This window comes from Gluconacetobacter diazotrophicus PA1 5 (genome assembly GCF_000021325.1).
Lineage (GTDB): Bacteria > Pseudomonadota > Alphaproteobacteria > Acetobacterales > Acetobacteraceae > Gluconacetobacter > Gluconacetobacter diazotrophicus.
The window spans coordinates 990,963-1,005,024 of record NC_011365.1 but is presented as its reverse complement, the minus strand read 5'-3'; the positions used below and the strand labels follow the sequence as shown (position 1 = coordinate 1,005,024).

General features: G+C 66.5%; 14 protein-coding genes. 8 read left to right on the top strand and 6 right to left on the bottom strand.

The window, feature by feature from the left end; all coding sequences use genetic code 11:
• Positions 1-103 precede the first annotated feature (103 nt).
• The 3 genes from GDIA_RS04370 to GDIA_RS04360 form a co-directional block, all read right to left on the bottom strand.
• The gene (locus tag GDIA_RS04370) at positions 104-490 is read right to left on the bottom strand and encodes an MAPEG family protein (RefSeq protein ID WP_012226764.1); all 387 of its coding nucleotides are present in this window, start codon (positions 488-490) and stop codon (positions 104-106) included.
• A gap of 315 nt (positions 491-805) precedes the next feature.
• Positions 806-910, bottom strand: coding sequence for a sugar-binding domain-containing protein (locus GDIA_RS19050; protein WP_231854341.1), 105 nt, complete (start codon positions 908-910; stop codon positions 806-808).
• A gap of 104 nt (positions 911-1,014) precedes the next feature.
• On the bottom strand, positions 1,015-1,755 hold the full coding sequence (locus GDIA_RS04360; RefSeq protein WP_012553411.1) for an SDR family oxidoreductase: 741 nt from the start codon (positions 1,753-1,755) through the stop codon (positions 1,015-1,017).
• A gap of 102 nt (positions 1,756-1,857) precedes the next feature.
• Between GDIA_RS04360 and GDIA_RS04355 the strand changes: the two genes are divergently transcribed.
• Positions 1,858-2,742: a LysR family transcriptional regulator gene (locus GDIA_RS04355; protein ID WP_012226758.1), complete on the top strand. Its 885-nt coding sequence runs from the start codon at positions 1,858-1,860 to the stop codon at positions 2,740-2,742.
• Positions 2,743-2,909: 167 nt separating this feature from the next.
• Here the strand turns inward: GDIA_RS04355 and putA are convergent, their stop codons facing one another.
• Positions 2,910-6,476, bottom strand: a complete 3,567-nt coding sequence (putA, locus tag GDIA_RS04350; protein ID WP_012553408.1) for a bifunctional proline dehydrogenase/L-glutamate gamma-semialdehyde dehydrogenase PutA — start codon at positions 6,474-6,476, stop codon at positions 2,910-2,912.
• A gap of 140 nt (positions 6,477-6,616) precedes the next feature.
• Between putA and GDIA_RS04345 the strand changes: the two genes are divergently transcribed.
• Positions 6,617-7,075 carry an Lrp/AsnC ligand binding domain-containing protein gene (locus GDIA_RS04345; RefSeq protein ID WP_012226755.1) on the top strand — a complete coding sequence of 153 codons (459 nt, stop codon included), beginning with the start codon at positions 6,617-6,619 and terminating at the stop codon, positions 7,073-7,075.
• 51 nt (positions 7,076-7,126) lie between these two features.
• On the opposite strand, the gene GDIA_RS04340 is transcribed toward GDIA_RS04345, so the two are convergent.
• Complete coding sequence (locus GDIA_RS04340; protein ID WP_012553407.1) at positions 7,127-7,861, bottom strand: FadR/GntR family transcriptional regulator; 735 nt, start codon at positions 7,859-7,861, stop codon at positions 7,127-7,129.
• Between the two features lie 136 nt (positions 7,862-7,997).
• Here GDIA_RS04340 and GDIA_RS04335 point away from each other — a divergent pair, with 136 nt between their 5' ends.
• Genes GDIA_RS04335 through GDIA_RS04310 form a run of 6 tightly spaced genes read left to right on the top strand, consistent with a single transcriptional unit; the run spans position 7,998 to position 12,985 of the window.
• Positions 7,998-8,750, top strand: a complete 753-nt coding sequence (locus GDIA_RS04335; RefSeq protein ID WP_012553406.1) for an SDR family oxidoreductase — start codon at positions 7,998-8,000, stop codon at positions 8,748-8,750.
• 42 nt (positions 8,751-8,792) lie between these two features.
• Positions 8,793-9,638 (top strand): fumarylacetoacetate hydrolase family protein, encoded by an 846-nt coding sequence (locus GDIA_RS04330; protein ID WP_012553405.1) that lies wholly within the window; start codon positions 8,793-8,795, stop codon positions 9,636-9,638.
• Entirely contained in the window at positions 9,635-10,915 is a 1,281-nt protein-coding gene (locus tag GDIA_RS04325) for an L-fuconate dehydratase (RefSeq protein WP_012553404.1), read from the top strand. The genes GDIA_RS04330 and GDIA_RS04325 overlap by 4 nt, the downstream gene beginning before the upstream one ends.
• Before the next feature lie 8 nt (positions 10,916-10,923).
• The gene (locus GDIA_RS04320) at positions 10,924-11,697 is read left to right on the top strand and encodes an SDR family oxidoreductase (protein WP_012553403.1); all 774 of its coding nucleotides are present in this window, start codon (positions 10,924-10,926) and stop codon (positions 11,695-11,697) included.
• A 26-nt stretch (positions 11,698-11,723) separates the two neighbouring features.
• A complete protein-coding gene (locus GDIA_RS04315; RefSeq protein WP_012226745.1) occupies positions 11,724-12,161 on the top strand; it encodes an RbsD/FucU family protein in 438 nt (145 codons plus the stop codon).
• On the top strand, positions 12,158-12,985 hold the full coding sequence (locus tag GDIA_RS04310; RefSeq protein ID WP_012553402.1) for an amidohydrolase family protein: 828 nt from the start codon (positions 12,158-12,160) through the stop codon (positions 12,983-12,985). Before GDIA_RS04315 ends, GDIA_RS04310 begins: the two co-directional genes overlap by 4 nt.
• On the opposite strand, the gene GDIA_RS04305 is transcribed toward GDIA_RS04310, so the two are convergent.
• Entirely contained in the window at positions 12,964-14,004 is a 1,041-nt protein-coding gene (locus GDIA_RS04305; protein WP_012226736.1) for a LacI family DNA-binding transcriptional regulator, read from the bottom strand. The two genes, GDIA_RS04310 and GDIA_RS04305, sit on opposite strands and share 22 nt — an antisense overlap.
• Positions 14,005-14,062: the final 58 nt, after the last annotated feature.

Below are 14,062 nucleotides of genomic sequence, written 5' to 3'. Positions count from 1 at the left end.
GTCGGTTCTTTCTGCCCATGGTGCCGCCGCTGACGGGATCGAGGCGACTGACCCCGAGTATCGCACCGGATGCCTGGTGCCGAAAGACCGGCCCAGGATAGGATCAGAAAATCTGCACGATGATCAGCACGGTACCGACCGCGCCCACGATCCACGCCAGCGTCCGGATACCCGGGATGCCCGCGATATAGCTCGTGGTATGTACGACGCGTGCGCCCAGGAACAGCCACGCGCCCAGTACCGTCATGCCGTTGGAAATGCCGGCGGCGCGCGCGATCAGCACGACGATGGCGAACGGAAGCAGGTTTTCGACCAGGTTGCGATGCGCGCGCAGGCCCCGGCCCGCCGCCCCCGTCGGCTCGAGGATATTTTCGCGATTGCCGATCATGGCCGCCTGACCGACCTGGCGGGAATAGAGCGGACTGTACAGCACGGGCAGCACAAGGCAGAGGATGGTCGACCACAGCAGGGCCCAGAGTTCGGATGTCATGGAAGGAATTCCTGCACGAGGGAGAACGCAAGCGTCTCACCGGCCCATGAGGGGACGGTGAGGGAGACGCGATCAGGCGACGGACAACGTCACGTCGATATTGCCGCGCGTGGCGCTGGAGCAGGCACAAGATCCTCGGCCTGCGACGCCAGGAGTTTCATCGTGCCGAGGATGTTGGCGGAGGTGCGGGAGAGACCATTTGCGGACATGGCTTCGATCCTTGTGACGAGGCGGTATTCCCGGAAGCGCGGGCCTGAAGATCCGGTTCCGTTTGCCGTCGGTGTCGAAGGAGATTTACCGCCTGTCAGTCCAGGCTCAGGATCGTTCTGTGACGATCTTCGTGCTTTCGCTGGCGATCGCGACAACATTGGGAATGCGGCGAAGCTCGTCGAGCGAGAGGCCGATTACCCTGCCCTGCATGGGAACGTCAGCCGGACGGCCGTCGATGGTGCGAATCTCGTCATCGACGGGGGTTTTACGATCCAGTAACGGGCAGGTCCCACGCAAACGCGTGGGACAGCCCTTCAGATGATGCCGCCATTGGCGCGCAGCGTCTGGCCGTTGATCCAGGCGCCGTCCGGGCCGGCTAGGAAGGCGACGCTGGCCGCGATGTCGTCGGGCTGGCCCAGCCGTTCCAGCGGCGCCATCGTGGCCAGGCGCTCGACCAGTTCGGGCGATTTTCCGTCCAGGAACAGGTCGGTTGCCGTGGGGCCGGGTGCCACCGCGTTGACCGTGATGGCGCGGCCCCGCAACTCCTTGGCCAGGACGCTGGTCATGGCCTCGACGGCGGCCTTGGTGGCGGCATAGACGCCGTAACCCGGTTGCAGCAGGCCGACGACGCTGGACGACAGATTGATGATCCGCCCCCCGTCACGCAGGCGCCGGGCGGCCTCGCGCAGCGTGTTGAACGTGCCCTTCACATTGACGGCGACCTGACGGTCGAAAACGGCGTCCTCGGTATCGGCGATGGGCGACAGGGTCATGATCCCGGCGTTGTTGACCAGCACGTCCACGCCGCCGAACGCGGCCTCCGCCGCATCGAACATGCCGCGCACGGCCTGGGGGTCGCTGACATCGGCCCGGGCGGCGATCGCCCGTCCGCCCTGGTCTCCGATCTTGCGCGCCAGGGCTTCGGCCGGGGCGGCGCTGCCCGCATAATTGATGACGACGGTGAATCCGTCCCGCGCCAGACGCGCGGCGATGGCGGCACCGATGCCGCGCGAGGCTCCGGTGACGATTGCGACCTTGCAGGGGGCCTGGGTCATTTTTCGCTCTCCTGTTGCGGATGGAGCGACCATGAACCTTTTCCCTAACCGGATAATCGGCCATGATCCGGCATCACAATCCGAAAGATACGAACAAAGCCGATGGATCGATTCGACGCCATGCGGGTGTTCACGCGGGTGGTGGAGCGCCGCAGCTTCACGCTGGCGGCCAGCGACCTGGGCCTGCCGCGTTCGACGGTGACGGACGCGGTCAAGCGGCTGGAGGCTCGGCTGGGTGTCCGGTTGCTGCAACGCACGACGCGCCATGTCAGCCCGACCCTGGACGGCGCGGCCTATCATCGCCGCTGCCTCGCCCTGATTGCCGACCTGGAGGATGCCGAGGCCGCGTTCGGCGGCGCCAGGCCGCGCGGCATGCTGCGGGTCGACGTGCACGGCACGCTGGCGCGTCATTTCGTGCTGCCGCGCCTGCCGGACTTCATGGCCGCCTATCCCGACATCGAACTGACCCTCAGCGAGGGCGACCGACTGGTGGACCTGATCCGGGAGGGGATCGATTGCGTGCTGCGCGTGGGCGACCTTCAGGACAGCGACATGGTGGCGCGGCGGGTGGCGATGCTGGAAGAAGTCACCTGCGCGGCGCCATCCTACCTCGCGCGGTTCGGCATGCCGGGGGATGTCGATGCGTTGGACGGGCATCGCATGGTCGGGTTCCGCTCGTCGGCGACCGGGACCCTTTTGCCGCTGGAATTCATGGTCGGTGACAGCCTGCGCACGATTACGCTGCTCAGCCCGGTGGCGGTGAACGGGGCCGAGAGTCTCGTCGCGGCCGCGCGGCTGGGTCTCGGGCTGGTCCAGGTACCGCGCTATCACGTCGTACAGGATCTGGGGCAGGGGACGCTGGTGGTGGTCCTGCCCGATCATCCCCCGTCGCGAACGCCGGTTTCGCTGCTTTATCCGCGTCACCGGCAGGTCGCGCCGCGCGTGCGCGTGTTCATTGACTGGATTTCGCAGGTCTTCGCAGGATAATCCGCTGGTATTTGATAATTTTATGGAAATCAAGATTAATGCTCGCCATCGACAAGGTCGTCCAGCGGCCCACGAACCAGGTTGAAGGAAGGGGCGGCGGCCTCGTAGGCCGTGTATTGTGGATGCGACATCCTGGCCTGCTGTCAGATTTCGCAAGATTGCGTACCCTACCCCGCGGCCATTAGCGCGGCATTGCCGCCCGCCGCTGTTGTGTTCGTGCTGCATGACCGCTCCAGCACCAGCCATTCCAGCGCATAGCCGCCGTCCGGCCCGGGCGTGTGCAGTCCGACGATCGGTCCGGTGCGCCCGGCCAGGTTCATCCCCAGGGCGGTGCGATCGCCCTCGGTCCCATCGCAGAGTGCAACATCGATGATATCCGGGTCCCGGAATGCGCCGATCCGGGACGAAAGACCGGCCGGCAGCGGCGGCAGGACGGCCAGCAGCGCCGCCGGCACGACCGCGCGATTGCCGGTGGCGAGTGCCGCTTCGGCCTGCCGCGCCACCGCCTGCGGGGTCGGGCCGGCGCACAGGACGGTGCCGCGCGGTGTCAGGCTGTAGATATTTTCCTCGCCCACGGGGCCGGGCAGCGTGATGGTTGTGCCGAGCGGGGTCGCGGGGCAGCCCGGTCCGTCCCCGGCCGGAGGGGCGGAATGCAGCCAGTTTCGGCAGAGTCGCGCCGGTTCGGGCACGGGTCGTGCGAAGGCGCCGTCCAGGACTGGACAGCGCGACAGCAGGCGGCGCAGGTAAAGCGGTCCCCCCGCTTTCGGGCCGATTCCGGACAGGCCGTGTCCGCCGAACGGCTGCACGCCGACGACGGCCCCCACGAGGTTGCGGTTGACGTATATGTTGCCGGCCTGCGCGCGGGACGTGAGTGCGGCGATGGTGTCGTCGATGCGGGAATGGACGCCGAAGGTCAGGGCGTAGCCGGTGGCGTTGATGTCACGCAGCACGCGCGCCATGTCCTTGCGCGCGAACCGGACGACATGCAGGACCGGCCCGAAGATTTCGCGGTCCAGCACGGCGATGTCCGGGATCTCGATGATCGTCGGCGCGACGAAGGTGCCGTGCGTGCAGTCCGGCGGCAGGGGCGCCTGATGGATGCGGTATCCCCGTGCGCGCAGGGTGTCGATATGCGCGGTGATGCGCGCCTGGGCCTCCGCTGAAATGACCGGCCCGATATCCGTCGCCAGGCGGTCCGGGTTGCCCACCGAGAGTTCGTCCATGGCGCCCCGCAGCATGGTCAGGATACGCTCGGCGCCGTCGTCCTGGAGGCAGAGGACGCGCAGCGCGCTGCAGCGTTGTCCGGCGCTGTCGAAGGCCGAGGACAGGACATCGGCGACCACCTGTTCGGGCAGGGCCGAACTGTCGACCACCAGCGCATTCTGACCGCCGGTTTCCGCGATCAGGGGAACCGGCGTGCCGTCCGGGTTCAGGCGCGCGGCAAGCTGGCGCTGGATCAGGCGCGCCACGTCCGTGGACCCGGTGAACACGACGCCGCGCACCCTGCGATCACCCACCAGTCGCGCACCGACATCGCCGGCCCCGGGCAGCAGGTGCAGGGCGTCCGGCGGAACGCCGGCCGCGTGCAGGATGCGAACGGCCGCGCGCGCGATCAGCGGCGTTTCCTCCGCGGGTTTGGCCAGGACGGTGTTGCCGGCGGCCAGAGCGGCGGAAACCTGGCCCACGAAAATGGCCAGGGGAAAGTTCCACGGGCTGATGCACGCCACGGGGCCAAGAGGCCGATGGGTCTCGTTCCTGAAGGAACCGGCAACCTGCGCGCCGTAATAGCGCAGGAAATCGACGGCCTCGCGGACTTCCGCCACGGCGTTCGGCAGCGACCTGCCGGCTTCGCGCACGATGAGGCCGAGAAGGCGCGGCATGTCGGCCTCCAGCGCGTCGGCGGCGCGCGCCAGGATGGCGGCGCGAACGGATGGCGGCGTCCCGGACCAGCCTGCGTCTTCGGCGCGGCCGATGGCGGCATCCACCTGTTCCGGCGTCGTGAAGGCGATCCGGCCGACGATGTCGCGGTGGTCGGCGGGATTCACGACGGGCTGGCCATCGGTGTCGTCATGAATGCCGGAACGGGGCAGGACGGCGGCAAGGGCGCGGAGCGTGTTTTCGTCGGTCAGGTCCAGGCCGCGCGAATTTTGCCGCTCCGGCGCATACAGATCCGCGGGCAGGCGGATCGCGGCGTTGCGTGCCGTCGGGTCCAGCCGCGTGACCGGGTCCGCCGTCAGTTGGGCGATCGAGATGCCGTTGTCCTGGATTTGATTCACGAAGGATGAATTCGCGCCGTTTTCCAGCAGGCGGCGGACGAGATAGGCCAGCAGGGTTTCATGCGTGCCGACGGGGGCATAGACGCGTACCGGCCGGTTCAGTTTTTCCGGCCCCACCACTTCCGTGTACAGGGCCTCGCCCATGCCGTGCAGGCACTGGAACTCGTAGCGTTCATCGGTGAAGTCCGGCCCGGCCAGCGCGTGGATGGTGGCGAGCGTCTGCGCGTTATGGGTGGCGAACTGGGGAAAGACCGCGTCCGGTGCCGCCAGCAGCGTCCTTGCGCAGGCGATATAGCAGATGTCGGTATGGATCTTGGTGGTGAAGACCGGAAAGTCGGTCAGGCCGTCGACCTGTGCGCGTTTGATCTCGCTGTCCCAATAGGCGCCTTTCACCAGCCGGATCATCAGGCGACGCCGGCTGCGCCGCGCCAGGTCGATCACCCAGTCCAAAACAAGGGGGGCGCGCTTCTGATAGGCCTGGACGACGAAGCCGAGACCCTGCCACGGCGCCAGCGTGTCGTCGAAGCACAGGGCCTCCAGCAGGTCGAGCGAGAGTTCCAGCCGGTCCGCCTCTTCGGCATCGATATTGAAGCCGATGTCATAGCAGCAGGCCAGCCGCGCCAGCGCCGTCAGGCGCGGCAGCAGTTCGGTCATGGCGCGCTGGCGCTGCAACCGGGAATAGCGGGGATGCAGGGCCGATAACTTTACCGAAATGCCCGGTCCCCGATAGACGCCCTGCCGCTGGGCCGCGCCGCCTATGGCATGGATGGCGTGCTCGTACTCGCGATAATAGCGCGCGGCGTCGGCGGCGGTGGTCGCGGCTTCCCCGAGCATGTCATAGGAATAGCGGAAGCCCCGCGCGTTGAGCCGGCGGCTGTTCCCCAGCGCGGTCTCGATGGTCTGGCCGGTGACGAATTGCGCGCCCATCAGGCGCATGGCCATGTCCACGCCCCGGCGGATCACGGGTTCGCCACAGCGCGCGACCAGCTTCGACAGGCTTCCGGCCAGCCCGCCCGTCTGGTGCGGCGACAGCACCGTGCCGGAAAAAACCAGCCCCCATGTGGCGGCATTGACGAAGAGCGAGGCGTCGTTGCCTACATGGCCGCGCCACTGCCCGCGCCCGATCTTGTCGCGGATCAGCGCGTCGCGCGTGGCATCGTCAGGGATGCGAAGCAGGGCTTCGGCCAGGCACATCAGGGCGACGCCCTCCTGCGTGGACAGGTCGTATTCGCGGATCAGGCCTTGCACCAGCCCCGTCGTACCCGAACGACGCAGTGCCCCGACAAGCCGGGTCGCGGTGTCCCGCACCTCGGCCGACAGCGAGGCGGGAAGGGTGGCGGCCTGCGCCAGCGCCGCGACGCATGCGGGTTCGGGTGCCCGCGTCTGGTCGGTTATGGCCTGCCGCAGCGCGGATCGCGCAGGCACGGCGGCATCGAGGGTCGCAAAAGGCTGGATCATGGCGGCACTGTCCGAACGGAAACCTGAACGTCGCTGTATCGCTGTTGTGACCGAACGAGGTATCGAATATAAGAAATATTACCGAATTTTGGACGGTGAACCTCTGATCGGCCATATTATATTCGGGGAAGGGGTGGCGCTTGGACGACGCGGATCGCAGGATTCTCGGCTATTTGCAGAAGGACGGGCGCATCACGAACGTCGAGCTCGCCCGCCTGATCCATCTCAGCCCGGCGGCGACCCTGGAGAGGGTGCGCAAGCTGGAACAGGCCGGGATCATACAGGGATATATGGCGCGCCTTGACCCCGAGGCGCTGCAACTGGGTCTGCTGGTCTTCATCCAGGTCACGCTGGACCGCACCGACCCGGGCCTGTTCGATGAATTCGCAAAGGCGATCAAGTCGATCCCGCAGGTCCGTGAATGCTATATGGTCGCCGGCGGGTTCGATTACCTGATCAAGGCCCGCGTCCGGGACATGGGCGCGTATCGCAATTTCCTTGGAAAGACGCTGACACGCCTGCCGGGCGTCCGGCAGACCCATACCTACACGGTCATGGAGGAGGTGAAGGCCGAGGCCGGGCTTCCGTTGTCGATATGATGCTGGTGGCGAATGGCCGATCGGTCGCCTGACGCCCTACAGGATCGGCAGTCAGGTGTCGCGCGAGAATATCCCGATCACCGCCTGGATGTGCCGGCGCATCGCCTCGCGCGCGCGCGGCGGGTCGGCCGCCAGGATCGCCTCCAGTATCGCCGCATGTTCGTGTTCGGAACGGCCGGGCATGTCCTGGGGGGTATAAAGCTGCTGGAGACGGCGGAACAGGTCGCCATAGCGATGGCCCAGCAGCAGCATGATCGTCAGTTCATAGGCGCTGTTGCCGCTGGCCTGCGCGATGCGGATGTGAAACAGGCGGTCGCCCGGATGGGTTCGTGACCCACGGGCGTTGTCCGCGATATTCTGCCGGAACGCCGCTTCGATCATCGCGCGCTCGCGCGGGCCCGCGTTCTGCGCTGCCAGCGCCGCCGTTTCCGGTTCGATCAGCAGCCGCGCCTGCAGCAGGTCGAAGGGCGGGACCTCGGTTTCCAGGTCGATCGGCACCGGCAGTTCCGGATCGGGCTCCAGCAGTCGTGTCCGCGCCAGGCTGGAACGCGCCGTCGCCGGCGCCAGCACCATCACGCCCGCGCCGACCCGGACCTCGACAATGCCCATCACCTCCAGCGCGATGATCGCCTCGCGCACGGTGGAGCGACTGACGCCGAACCGGACGGACAGTTCGCGCTCGGGCGGCAGCATCCGTCCGGGCGGGACGTCGCCCGCCTCGATCAGTTTCAGGATCGCCTGGGCAATCGGCTGGTAGAGCCGGCGATTGGCGCCGCTTTCGGCCATGTATCGTCTGTCCTCGTCTCGCGCCGGCCTCGCTGAAGCGTGATCGCGCGGGTCGCAAATTGGTCTGACCAATCTTGACATTGGCCGGACCAATTTAATAGGAGATTCACCAAAGCAATAACAAGGCGGGATCGTCATGCGACTGGCGGGCAAACGGGCTCTGATCACGGCGGCAGCCAACGGCATCGGTCGCGCGACCGTGGAGGCCTTCATTCGCGAGGGCGCGGGCGTGATCGCAACCGATATCGATCCCGGCGTGATGGAGGCATGGGGCGATCTCGGTCCTGGGGGGCGCGCGTTGCGGCTCGATGTCATGGACCCGGCGGCGATCGACGACGTGGCGCGCCAGGTCGGTTCCGTCGACGTGCTGTTCAATTGTGCCGGCACGGTCCAGAACGGCGCGCTGCTCGACTGCACGGACCGGGAATGGCAGTTCTCGTTCGACCTGAATGTGACGGCGATGTTCCGGATGATCCGCGCCTTCCTGCCCGGCATGATCGCGGCCGGCGGCGGCGCGATCGTCAACATGGCCTCGGTCGCGTCGAGCCTGAAGGGCGTGGCGGACCGCTGCGCCTATGGTGCCTCGAAGGCGGCCGTGATCGGCCTGACGAAATCGATCGCGACGGACTATGTGCGTCACAATGTCCGCTGTAACGCCGTCTGCCCCGGTACCGTCGAAACCCCGTCGCTGCGCGCCCGGGCCGAGGCGCTGGCCCGTGCGCGCGGTACCGACCTGGACGCGGCACTGGGCGCCTTTCGCGCGCGCCAGCCCATGGGCCGCCTGGGCACCGCCGATGAAATCGCGGAGGCCGTGGTCTATCTGGCCTCCGACGCCGCCGCGTTCGTGACCGGCAGCACGCTGGTCATCGATGGCGGGTTCATCAACTGACACCCGGAAGACGCAAGAACAACAACAAGGCAGGCGTCCATCATGAAGCTTTTGAGATTTGGCGAGAAGGGGGCGGAGCGTCCCGGCCTGCTTGACGAAGACGGGCGGGTGCGTGATCTGTCGGCGCACGTGCCCGACATCGCCGGGCCGGCGCTGTTGCCGGATACCCTGGCGCGTCTGGCCCGGCTCGTGCCCGGCCACCTGCCGCTGGCGCCCGTGGATGCGCGTATCGGTCCGTGTGTCGGATCGGTCGGAAAATTCATCTGCATCGGCCTGAACTATAGGGATCACGCGGCCGAAACCGACAGCCCCATTCCGGAAGAGCCCGTTATCTTCAATAAATGGACCAGCGCCATCGCCGGGCCGTACGACGATCTTTGCATTCCCCCCGGCTCGACCAAGACGGACTGGGAGGTCGAACTTGGGGTCGTGATCGGCAAGGGCGGACGCGCCATGGCGGAGCGTGAGGCCCGCGCGCATATCGCCGGCTATTGCGTGGTCAACGATCTCTCGGAACGCGAATGGCAGCTGGAACGGGGCGGAACGTGGGACAAGGGCAAGGGCTATGACGGTTTCGGGCCGATCGGCCCCTGGCTGGTCACGACGGACGACATCGAAGACCCGCAAACCCTGCCGATGTGGCTGGAGGTCGATGGCCACCGCTACCAGAACGGCAACACGCGGACCATGATCTTCGGCGTGGACACGATCGTGTCCTATTGCAGCCGGTTCATGAGCCTGCAGCCCGGCGACATCATCTCGACAGGAACACCCCCGGGCGTCGGGCTCGGCCAGCGGCCGCCGGTCTATCTCCGGCCGGGACAGACCGTGCGCCTGGGCATCGAGGGACTTGGCATCCAGCAGCAATATGTCAGGGGGGCGGCATGACCCGGATCACCGGCCTGCGCGTGTTCGATATCCGCTTTCCGACATCCGCCCGGCTCGACGGGTCGGACGCCATGAATCCGGACCCGGACTATTCCGCCGCCTATGTGACCCTCCAGACGGACGATCCGCAGATCGAGGGATACGGGCTGACCTTCACCATAGGCCGGGGCAACGAACTGTGCTGCGCAGCCATCAGCGCGCTGGCGCCGCTTGTCGTCGGCCTGGACCTGGACTGGATCAGGGAAAATCCGGGACGGTTCTGGCGCCATGTGACGGGTGACAGCCAGTTGCGCTGGGTCGGCCCGGACAAGGGCGTGATCCATATGGCGACCGGCGCGGTGGTGAACGCGGTGTGGGACCTGTGGGCGCGGGCCGAGGGAAAACCCGTCTGGCAACTGGTGGCGGAGATGTCGCCCGCCGAACTGGTCCGCGCGATCGACTTCCGCTACCTGACCGATTGCATCACGCCCGAGGAGGCGCTGGACCGCCTGACCGATCGTGCCGCCGGAAAGCGGGCGCGCATCGAGACGCTGCTTGCCGATGGTTATCCCTGTTACACGACATCGGCCGGTTGGCTCGGTTATGACGACGACAAGCTGCGCGGCCTCTGTCGCGATGCCGTGCGGGCGGGATTCGCCCACATCAAGCTCAAGGTCGGGCAGAATCTGGCGGATGATGTCCGCCGGGTACGGATCGCGCGTGAGGAAATCGGTCCCGACCGCCGGCTGATGATCGACGCGAACCAGGTCTGGGAACGGGACCAGGCGATCGAATGGGTTCGTGCGCTGTCCTTCGCCAACCCGTGGTTTATCGAAGAACCCACGTCACCGGACGACGTGGAGGCGCATCGCGCGATCCGCGAAGCCGTCGCGCCCGTCGCGGTGGCTACCGGCGAGATGTGCCAGAATCGCGTGATGTTCAAGCAGTTCATCATGCGCCAGGCCATCGACGTGGTCCAGATCGACTCGTGCCGGGTGGGGGGGATGAACGAAATCCTGGCAATCCTGCTGATGGCCGACAAATACGGCCTGCCGGTCTGCCCCCATGCGGGGGGTGTCGGATTGTGCGAATATGTCCAGCATTTTTCGATGATCGACTACGCCGCGATTTCCGGAAGCATGGCGGGCCGTGTAATTGAATATGTCGATCATCTGCATGAACATTTCACCGATCCCTGCGTGGTGCGCGGCGCACGGTACATGCCGCCGCTGGCACCGGGTTTTTCGGTCCGCATGAAAGCCGACACGCTGCGCACCTTCCTGCATCGGGCCCCGTAGGTGTCATCATGGATCTTCGCCTGACCGGGCATGTCGTTATCGTGACGGGCGGTGCCTCGGGGATCGGGGCCGCGATTTCGGAGGTGCTTGCCGAAGAGGGTGCGGTGCCCGCGATCGTGGGGAAATTCGCGCCCGATCCGCACTTCATGGCGCGCCTGCGCGCGCGGCAGCCGCGCGCGAGCTTTCATCAGGCGGACCTGACCGAGGACGGCGCCTGCGCGAGTGCCGTCCGTCACATCGTGGAAACGCATGGCAGGATCGACGGACTGGTGAACAATGCCGGTACCAATGATTCCATCGGCATCGAAGCGGGGCCGGATGCCTTCCGCCGGTCGCTGAACGCGAACCTGGTGCATTGCTATACCATGCTGCATCACGCGCTGCCCGGCCTGCGCGATGGGGGCGGCAGCGTCGTCAATATCGCGTCCAAGACCGCGCTGACGGGGCAGGGCGGCACAAGCGGTTACGCGGCGGCGAAAGGGGGGATGCTTTCGCTGACCCGGGAATGGGCCGTGACGCTGGCCGCCGATCTGATCCGCGTGAACGCCGTCATTCCGTCCGAGGTCTGGACACCGCAATATGACAGTTGGCTCGACGGTTTTGCCGACCGGGAGGAAAAGCTCCGGGCGGTCAAGGCGCGCATCCCGCTTGGGCGGCGCATGACCACGCCGCGCGAGATCGCGGACAGCGTGGTCTTCCTGCTCTCACCCGTATCGTCGCACACCACGGGACAATGGGTCGTCGTGGATGGCGGCTACATTCATCTCGACCGCGCATTCTGACCGCGGGGCCGGGTAAAGGAGGCTGCATGCTGATCGGTATTTCGTCCCTGCTGACGCCGGATGTGCTGTATGCGCTGGCGGCGATGGGACATGGCGACCGCGTCGCGATCGTCGATGCGAACTTCCCGGCCGAGCGGATCGCCCGCAGGCTGAACCGCCTGCCCGCGATCCCGGTCCCGCCCGTGCTGGACGCCATATTGAAGCTGTTGCCGCTGGATGGCTTCGTCGATGATCCGGCCGTCTCGATGCAGCAGGTCGGCGACCCGGACGCCGTGCCCGAAGCGGTGGCGGACATCGACGCGACGCTGCGCGCGCATGGCCACGCGGCATCGCGCAGAATCGAGCGTTACGCATTTTACGAAGAAACCGCGCATTGCTTCGCCGTGATCCAGACCGGGGAAGGGCGTCCCTATGGGAACGTGATCCTCGCCAAGGGGGTCATCTTCGCGGATCATCCGGGATGAAGATCGACGCGCATCGTCACGTCTGGCACCGGGCGTCGGGCATCTATGGCTGGCTGCCGCCCCATTCGATGATCGACCGCGATTTCGACCTCGACATGCCGCGTCCGGGGCGCGATGCCGCCGACGGCATCATCCTGGTGCAGGCGGCGGCGAGCGAGATCGATACGGGCTTCATGCTCGACCAGGCGCGGGCCCATCCGGGCCTGGTGCGGGGCGTCGTCGGCTGGGCGCCGCTTGATGACGTGCACGCCCCCGCGACGGTGGCGCGTCTGGCCGCGATGCCGCTGATCGTCGGCCTGCGTCCGATGCTGCAGGATATCGGCGATACGGACTGGATTCTCGGGGACGCGGTCCAGCCGGCCCTGCATGCGATGACCGAGGCCGGGCTTGTGCTCGACCTGCTGGTGACGGCGCGCCACATGAATGCCATGCGCGTGCTGGCCGAACGGCATCCGGGCCTGACGATGGTCCTGGACCATGCCGGAAAGCCGCCGCTGCGCAACGGTGACCTTGCGCAGTGGAAAGACCATATCCGCGACCTGTCCGACCATCCCGCCATGAATTGCAAGCTGTCCGGACTGGTGACGGAGGCGGGCGATGACTGGAGCGTCGAAACCCTGCGTCCCGTGATCGACCATGTCCTGGCGTGCTTCGGGCCGCGACGGGTGATGTGGGGAAGCGACTGGCCCGTGGTCGAGATGGCAGGCGGCTATGACGCGTGGCGTGACGCAAGCGACGCGCTTCTGGCCTCGGTCGGAGGCGAGGCACGCGCCGCGATCGAAGGCGGGACGGCCGCCCGGGCCTATCGCCTCGCGGGGCGTTGAACGAACGTGCAGGGGGCAAGCACACGGCCGGGACCGTCGGGTCCGGTCGGATGCTGATCGAGATAGTCCAGCGCCAGTGCGGCCAGCATGTCCGCGTCCTGGCGAATGGCAAATGTGTGGTTCGGCAGAAAATCGAGCATGAAATGATCGTCGAATGTTCCGAAGGTGATATCCGGCGGCAACTGCCCGAGACGGAGCTTCAGGCGCTCCATGGTCCCTTGCAGCATCAGGAGGGAGGAGCAGATCAGGGCACGGGGTGGGCCGCCCTGCGCCAGCAGCGCGTCGACGATCGTTCCCGCGCTGTGGATGCTGTCCTGATCCGCGCAATGGACCCGGGCGCGCCAGTTCCGGATGCGTCGTTTCCGGCATGCCGCGCCGAATCCCGCGATTCTATCGCCGATGCTCGGCAGGCGTTCATTCGCGCAGATGAAATGCGGCTGCTCCCCGGCATCGAGGATCGCATCGGTCAGGGCAACGCATTCGCCGAAATTGTCGCTGGCGATGACGGTATAGGGGGCGCCCGTATAGGCGCGATCGAGCAGGACCACCGGAATGTCCTTCGCGCCGCCAAGAAGGCGCCCGTAGCGGGGCGCCTGGCATGGTACGACGATCAGGGCATCGATCCCACGGGTGCCCAGTTCCCTGATCGCGCGGTCCTCCTGCGCCGGCATTTCGCCGGACGACGCGGTCAGCAGCACCAGTCCGCGGGCCGCGCACAATCGTTCCAGGCAGGCCATCAGCCCGGCAAAGAACGGATTGGCGATCTCCGGCACGACCAGGCCGATCGTATCGGTCCGGCGCAGCTTGAGGCTTCGCGCCGCATGGTTGAGGCAATACCCATGCAGATCGACATAATCGCGAACGATCTTCTGCGTGGCGGCGCTGATCCGGTATTTTCCAGCCTGTCCGTTCAGGACGAGCCGGACCGTGGTGACCGAGCAGTTGGTGGCCTTGGCCACCTGCGCGATGGATGGCGGGTCGCTGTCGGGTCGGTCCATGGCGGGAACGGCGGGTTTCATCGGTTCTTTCGTCACAGTTTTGCGAAGATGCACAGGGCGGCCGATATCGTCCTTGCAC

What these genes read in the sequence shown, in the direction of transcription:
- GDIA_RS04370 (WP_012226764.1), bottom strand. Translation starts at nt 490, where the DNA reads ATGACATCCGAACTCTGGGCCCTGCTGTGGTCGACCATCCTCTGCCTT.
- GDIA_RS19050 (WP_231854341.1), bottom strand. Translation starts at nt 910, where the DNA reads ATGCAGGGCAGGGTAATCGGCCTCTCGCTCGACGAGCTTCGCCGCATT.
- GDIA_RS04360 (WP_012553411.1), bottom strand. Translation starts at nt 1,755, where the DNA reads ATGACCCAGGCCCCCTGCAAGGTCGCAATCGTCACCGGAGCCTCGCGC.
- GDIA_RS04355 (WP_012226758.1), top strand. Translation starts at nt 1,858, where the DNA reads ATGGATCGATTCGACGCCATGCGGGTGTTCACGCGGGTGGTGGAGCGC.
- putA (WP_012553408.1), bottom strand. Translation starts at nt 6,476, where the DNA reads ATGATCCAGCCTTTTGCGACCCTCGATGCCGCCGTGCCTGCGCGATCC.
- GDIA_RS04340 (WP_012553407.1), bottom strand. Translation starts at nt 7,861, where the DNA reads ATGGCCGAAAGCGGCGCCAATCGCCGGCTCTACCAGCCGATTGCCCAG.
- GDIA_RS04335 (WP_012553406.1), top strand. Translation starts at nt 7,998, where the DNA reads ATGCGACTGGCGGGCAAACGGGCTCTGATCACGGCGGCAGCCAACGGC.
- GDIA_RS04330 (WP_012553405.1), top strand. Translation starts at nt 8,793, where the DNA reads ATGAAGCTTTTGAGATTTGGCGAGAAGGGGGCGGAGCGTCCCGGCCTG.
- GDIA_RS04325 (WP_012553404.1), top strand. Translation starts at nt 9,635, where the DNA reads ATGACCCGGATCACCGGCCTGCGCGTGTTCGATATCCGCTTTCCGACA.
- GDIA_RS04320 (WP_012553403.1), top strand. Translation starts at nt 10,924, where the DNA reads ATGGATCTTCGCCTGACCGGGCATGTCGTTATCGTGACGGGCGGTGCC.
- GDIA_RS04315 (WP_012226745.1), top strand. Translation starts at nt 11,724, where the DNA reads ATGCTGATCGGTATTTCGTCCCTGCTGACGCCGGATGTGCTGTATGCG.
- GDIA_RS04310 (WP_012553402.1), top strand. Translation starts at nt 12,158, where the DNA reads ATGAAGATCGACGCGCATCGTCACGTCTGGCACCGGGCGTCGGGCATC.
- GDIA_RS04305 (WP_012226736.1), bottom strand. Translation starts at nt 14,004, where the DNA reads ATGAAACCCGCCGTTCCCGCCATGGACCGACCCGACAGCGACCCGCCA.